Source organism: Streptomyces sp. rh34 (genome assembly GCF_002551245.1).
GTDB lineage: Bacteria > Actinomycetota > Actinomycetes > Streptomycetales > Streptomycetaceae > Streptomyces.
Map to the genome: position 1 here is coordinate 1 of NZ_NTGZ01000357.1, position 5,858 is coordinate 5,858.

A 5,858-nucleotide genomic window follows, 5' to 3' on the forward strand; every position below is an offset into this window, starting at 1 on the left:
GGCCGGCGCCGACCCCGGGGCCGCGCCCGCGACACGGAACCGGGCGCGCCGGACGCTCACCGCGAGCCTCGTCGAACTGCGCGAGGCCGGTGACACCGCGGCGGGCGAATGGTGGCAGAGCGCCCTGCCCGAGCAGCGCCTTCTCGCGGCCGAGCGGGCCGGACACCGTACGCTCGCCGCGACAGCACAACGGCGGGGGCCCGGGGGCACTGCACCTCCTGCGGTCCACGCCCCTTCGATCGGAGCGGAGTGACCGACGACATCGTTGCCTCGGTGGTCCGGCAGTGGCAGGCCGTCAACCCGGGGCTCGACACCGGGCCGATGGAGATCATCGGCCGGATCAACCGCTGCGCCGCACTGTTCCAGCAGGCGGAGGACGCCCCCTTGCGTTCCGCCGGGCTGACCCGCGCCGAGTTCGACCTCCTCGGCGCCGTACGCAGGACGGACCGGGAGATGACCCCCGGCGAGCTGGCCCGCGAGACCTTCTCCTCCGGAGCCGCCGTCACCAAGCGGCTGCGCGCGCTCCAGGACCGCGCCCTGGTCGAGCGCCGGGGCGACGCCCGCGACCGGAGGGTCGCCCATGTCCGGCTCACCGAGGAGGGGCGGGCCCTGGTCGACCGGCTCCTGCCCGAGCAGCTCGCCTACGAACGCGCGGTGCTCGCCGGTCTGGACGGCGGTGCGCGCGACGAACTCGGCTCCAGGCTGGGTGAGTTGCTCGTGCATCTTGAGGGACGGCTCGGCGGAGTCAGGCGCTGATCCAGCGGTCCGGCGGTGGGTCTCCGCAGGCGCGTCAGCGCGGCGATTTTGCGCGTCACTCGCGCGTAGCTCAGGAATCTGCACCTTTCGATCCGGTTCGATCACCTGTTTCGTTGTCCTGTTATGCAGGGTGAAACCCGCTCACGCGAGGGCGATTTGCCCTGGAAACAGCCACTAACCGATGTTGGTTGTTCCGGCCTTCCGCTGCGGAGAGGTCTCAAGCGGGGCGATTTCCCGCCATGCTCACTCGCTGCGCATGCTCCACAGCGCAGCGTGCAAAAACTGGTGAGTGTATTCCTCTCGGCGAGCTTCCGCAGAGGGTTGGGTGAATATGCCGAAGCACTGTTCTGATCTGGCTAAGCTCACGCGCAGTGAAGTCGAGTTGAGATGAATTCGAGCACTTGTTCACAAGTCTCCGCTCACGCGCGCATACATCCCGGAATCAACCGCCAGAGGGTTTTAGATGGTCCGTGTTGAATCACCGCCGACCGACAGAGAAATTCCCGTCGTCCGCGTAGTCCTGCTGCCCGTGGCCCTGCTCCTCGGCGCCACCGCCGCCGGCTCGGCCCTGGTCGTACCGGCCGCGCGGATACCAGTCGCCGTGTGCGGCGCGATCGCCACGCTCGTGGTCGCCGTACTCACCGTGGCGCTGCACCGCCGTCGGCGCGCCATGCGCGTCCAGCGCGCGGAGTACGAACAGCGCATCGCCTACCTGGAACACCGCATCCTCTCGCACGACGCCGAGACGGTCCGGCTCACCAAGGACGTCATGCCCGCCGCCATCCGGCGGCTGCGCGTGGGCAATTCGCCCGAAGAAGTGATGCGCGACATCGTCGACGCGGACGTGGCCAACCGCCATCTGCCCAAGGCGCTGCGTGAGCAGATCTACCAGGTCCTCGAAGTCATCGACAACGAGGAGGCGCGGCGTGACTCCGCTCAGCGCGCCTTCGTCAGCGTCGCCCGACGCGTCCAGGCGATCGTGCACCGCCAGGCCAGTGAACTGCGGGAGATGGAGGACCACTACGGGCGCAACCCCGAGGTCTTCGACGACCTGCTGCGCATCGACCACGGCACCGCGCTGATCGGCCGCCTCGCCGACTCCATCGCCGTGCTCGGCGGCGCCCGCCCGAGCCGCCAGTGGCCCAAACCCGTACCGCTGTTCAGCGTGCTGCGCGGCGCGATGTCCCGGATCCTGGAGTACCAGCGCGTCGATCTGCACTCGATCGCCAAGGTCGCCATCGTCGGCACCTCGGTCGAACCGCTCATCCACGCCTGCGCCGAACTCCTCGACAACGCGACCCGCTACTCGCCGCCCCAGACCCGGGTGCACGTCACCGCGGTCGAGGTGCAGACCGGCATCGCCATCGAGATCGAGGACGGCGGCGTCAGCCTCAGCGAGGAGGCCCGCGCCCGCGCCGAGAACATGCTCGCCCAGGCCCAGGCCGGCATCAACATGAACGACCTCGGGGAGTCCCCGCGCCTCGGCATGGCCGTCGTCGGCCGGCTCTCCCGGATGTACCAGCTCCAGGTGTCGCTGCGTCAGTCGGCGTACGGCGGCGTCCGCGCCGTCCTCATCGTGCCGCGCGACATGATCACCACCGGGCCCGCCCCGGGCATCGCCCACGGCATCGGCGCCACCTCGCGGCCCACCAGTTCCCTGGACATGTCGCAGCTCCAGCACGTGGTGCCGCCGCCCGGCAAGCGCAAGCCCAAGCCCGCCGCCACCGGCCCCGTGCCGTCCGTGGCCGCACCGGTCTCCACCGGTGCCCCCGCGGCCACGTCGCACCCGGCCCCTCCCGCGGCAGCCGTGGAGGACGACCTTCCCGTGGTCACCGAGTGGACCGAGAACGGGCTGCCGCAGCGCCGCAGCCGGGGCCGCGCCCCGCTCGGCTCGCACAACCTCCCGCAGCAGCCCCCACCGCCCCCCGCACCCGCCAACGGGTTCCGGCCCGGCGCGGACGAGGGCGCGGCCGACGGACGCGGCGAGGAGAAGCCCCCCGGCCTGTGGCTGGAGGCATTCACCAAGGCCGTCAACGGCGTACCGCAGGAACGAAAGCACGGCGAAGACTCCGATGACGCGTGGGACAAGGGAGACCTGAAGTGATCCAGCAGCGGGGAAACATGGACTGGATGCTCAAGGAACTGGCCGACGACGTTCCGAGCATCCACCAGATCGTGGTGCTCTCGTCGGACGGCCTGCGCATCGCGATGCACGGCGGCGACCCCGACGTCGCCGACCGGCTCGCGGCGGCCTGCGCCGGACTGCAGAGCCTGGCCGCCGCGGTGGCCACCGAGATCCCGTACAGCGACGGCCTCATGAAGCTCGTGGTCATCGAGGTGACGGGCGGGTTCTTCTACCTGATGGCGGCCGGGACCGGGGCCTACCTCGCGGTCCTGGCCGGCGAGACCGTCGACGCCGGACTCGTCGGGGCCCGGATGCGGGACATGGTCGTGCGGATCGGAGCCCACCTGACCAGCCCGCCCCGCCACGGCGGGCAGTCCGGATGAGTGGTCCTCGACGAGAGCGCCGCAAGGCCGATCCGGACCTGCACGACCCGGAACGGCTGTACGTGATCACCGGTGATCTCGACGACAGTGAGCGGTCCGCGCTCGACCTGGTCACGATGGTCGTCGCGCGGGCGGAGCCCTCGCCGACCTTCCAGCCCGAACAGGCGGCCATCCTGCGGCTCTGCCAGGCGCCGCTCTCCGTCGCCGAGATCTCGGCCTACCTCAGCCTGCCGTTCAGCGTGGTCACCTCGCTCCTGAGCGATCTCCTCGCGACCGAACTCATCCAGTCGCGGGCGCCGATCGTCCGCGCCACGCTCCCCGACAGGTCCCTTCTCGAAGCGGTGATGCATGGACTTCAGAAGCTCTGACACGATCACCGGACCCCGCAGCGAGGACGTCCTTCCCACCACGGCCACCGCCGCGGTGAAGGTCGTGATCGTCGGCGGGTTCGGCGTCGGCAAGACGACCATGGTCGGCTCGGTGAGCGAGATCCGGCCGCTGACGACCGAAGAGACCATGACCCAGGCCGGCGTCGGCGTGGACGACAACGCCGGGGTGGAGGCGAAGACCGCCACCACGGTCGCCATGGACTTCGGACGGATCAGTCTCAGTGAGGAGCTGATCCTCTATCTGTTCGGCACCCCCGGCCAGGAACGCTTCTGGTTCCTGTGGAACGGCCTCTTCGAGGGCGCCCTCGGCGCGGTCGTCCTCATCGACACCAGACGGCTGGAGGTCAGCTTCGACGTCATCGGCCGGCTGGAGGAACGCGGAGTGCCCTTCGTGGTCGCCGTGAACACCTTCCCCGACGCGCCGCACCACCCGGTCGAGGCCCTGCGCACAGCCCTCGACCTGCCGGACGAGGTCCCGATGATCGACTGCGACGCCCGGCTGCGGGCCTCCAGCCGCGATGTGCTGATGACCCTGATGCGCTATCTGCACAGCCTGGCCGTCCCCCTCGCCTGAGCCGAACCCTCTTCGGGACACCCCGGTCCACCGGGTCCACGACCGGGTCCACGACCGGGGGCGCGCGCCATCCCGCGGCGCCTGCCCCCGGCCCGGTCCGCGACCCGCGGGCCCGTCCCGCCCGCTTGTGCACCAGCCCTGGAATCCTGATCCCTGGAGACCCTGTGACAACCCCCTTCCACCACGAACCCGGCGCCGTGCCCCCGCCCCAGTGCCCGGCCCACAACCTCGACATCGGCCCCGGCGGACTGCGCCGGCTCTACGGCCCCGAGGCGGAGAACAACCCGGCGGGTCTCTACGACAAACTCCGCGCCGAACACGGCACGGTCGCCCCGATCCTGCTCCACGGCGACGTGCCCGCCTGGCTCGTGCTCGGCCACAGCGAGAACCTGCACGTCACCCGTACGCCCTCCCAGTTCTCCCGGGACTCGCGGCGCTGGCGGGCCCTCCAGGACGGCAGCGTCGCCCCGGACCACCCGCTCGCCCCGATCTTCACCTGGCAGCCCGTCTGCGTGTTCGCCGACGGCGCCAAGCACGAGCGGCAGCGCGGCGCGGTCACCGACAGCATGGAGCGCATCGACACCCGCGGGGTGCGCCGCCACATCAACCGCTTCAGTAACCGTCTCGTCAACGACTTCTGCGAGAAGGGCACCGCCGACCTGGTCGGACAGTTCGCGGAGCACCTGCCGATGATGGTGGTGTGCGCGATCTTCGGCATGCCGGAGGAGTACGACGAGCGTCTCGTCCAGGCGGCCCGGGACATGACACGCGGCACCGAGACCGCCGTGGCCAGCAACGCCCACGTCGTGTCCGTGCTGACGCGCCTGGTCGAGCGCCGCCGCGCCGAATCCGCGCCGGACCTGGCCTCCTGGCTCGTCGAGCACCCCGCGAAGATGACCGACACCGAGGTCATCGAGCATCTGCGCCTCGTCATGATCGCCGCCTACGAGTCCACCGCCAACCTGATCGCCAACGTGCTGCGCATGGTCCTGATCGACCCGCGCTTCCGCGCCCGGCTCAGCGGCGGGCACATGACCGTTCCCGAGGCCGTCGAGCAGACCCTCTGGGACGAGCCGCCGTTCACCGCCGTCTTCGGCCGCTGGGCGGTCGGCGACACGGAGCTGGGCGGCCAGCAGATCAAGGCGGGCGACGCCCTGCTCGTCGGGATCGCCCCGGCCAACACCGACCCCACCGTCCGCCCGGACCTGGGCGCCGACATGAGCGGCAACCGCGCCCACCTCGCCTTCAGCGGCGGCCCCCACGAGTGCCCGGGACAGGACATCGGCCGGGCCATCGCCGACGTCGGGGTCGACGCGCTCCTGATGCGCCTGCCGGACCTGGAGCTCGGTGTCGGGGAGAGCGAGTTGCGCTGGGTCGGCAACATCATGTCCCGCCATCTGGTCGAGCTGCCGGTGAAGTTCGCCCCCAGCCCCCAGCAGAAACTGGACGCGGATCCGCTCTCGGTGATGGCCCGCGCCGCCCGCCCTGCCGACGCCTGGGAGATCTCCTCCCCGGCCACGCCCGTCCCCGAGCCCCGGCACGAGGCCGTGGCGCAGCCCGCGCACGCCCCGGGCGCCACACCCGCTCCCGCCCCGGCCGCACCCCCCAATCCCTGTCTCTTATACACATCT

General features: G+C 70.9%; 6 protein-coding genes and 1 pseudogene. All 7 read left to right on the forward strand.

Going from position 1 to position 5,858, the window contains the following annotated elements; all coding sequences use genetic code 11:
- A pseudogene (locus CR470_RS35025) lies at positions 1 to 253 on the forward strand (FUSC family protein); the annotation flags it as partial.
- On the forward strand, positions 250 to 756 hold the full coding sequence (locus tag CR470_RS35030; RefSeq protein ID WP_097871508.1) for a MarR family winged helix-turn-helix transcriptional regulator: 507 nt from the start codon (positions 250 to 252) through the stop codon (positions 754 to 756). The pseudogene CR470_RS35025 and the gene CR470_RS35030, both read left to right, overlap by 4 nt.
- A 463-nt stretch (positions 757 to 1,219) precedes the next feature.
- Complete coding sequence (locus CR470_RS35035) at positions 1,220 to 2,860, forward strand: sensor histidine kinase (protein ID WP_097871510.1); 1,641 nt, start codon at positions 1,220 to 1,222, stop codon at positions 2,858 to 2,860.
- Positions 2,857 to 3,264 (forward strand): roadblock/LC7 domain-containing protein, encoded by a 408-nt coding sequence (locus CR470_RS35040; RefSeq protein ID WP_006128841.1) that lies wholly within the window; start codon positions 2,857 to 2,859, stop codon positions 3,262 to 3,264. The genes CR470_RS35035 and CR470_RS35040 overlap by 4 nt, the downstream gene beginning before the upstream one ends.
- Positions 3,261 to 3,632, forward strand: a complete 372-nt coding sequence (locus CR470_RS35045; RefSeq protein WP_097871513.1) for a DUF742 domain-containing protein — start codon at positions 3,261 to 3,263, stop codon at positions 3,630 to 3,632. Before CR470_RS35040 ends, CR470_RS35045 begins: the two co-directional genes overlap by 4 nt.
- Positions 3,613 to 4,227, forward strand: coding sequence for a GTP-binding protein (locus tag CR470_RS35050; RefSeq protein WP_097871515.1), 615 nt, complete (start codon positions 3,613 to 3,615; stop codon positions 4,225 to 4,227). The genes CR470_RS35045 and CR470_RS35050 overlap by 20 nt, the downstream gene beginning before the upstream one ends.
- 164 nt (positions 4,228 to 4,391) lie before the next feature.
- The coding region (locus CR470_RS35055) for a cytochrome P450 (protein ID WP_179892480.1) at positions 4,392 to 5,858 on the forward strand (1,467 nt) is incomplete at its 3' end.

Coding starts and splice junctions, on each gene's coding strand:
- CR470_RS35035 (WP_097871510.1), top strand. CDS start 1,220: ATGGTCCGTGTTGAATCACCGCCGACCGACAGAGAAATTCCCGTCGTC.
- CR470_RS35045 (WP_097871513.1), top strand. CDS start 3,261: ATGAGTGGTCCTCGACGAGAGCGCCGCAAGGCCGATCCGGACCTGCAC.
- CR470_RS35050 (WP_097871515.1), top strand. CDS start 3,613: ATGGACTTCAGAAGCTCTGACACGATCACCGGACCCCGCAGCGAGGAC.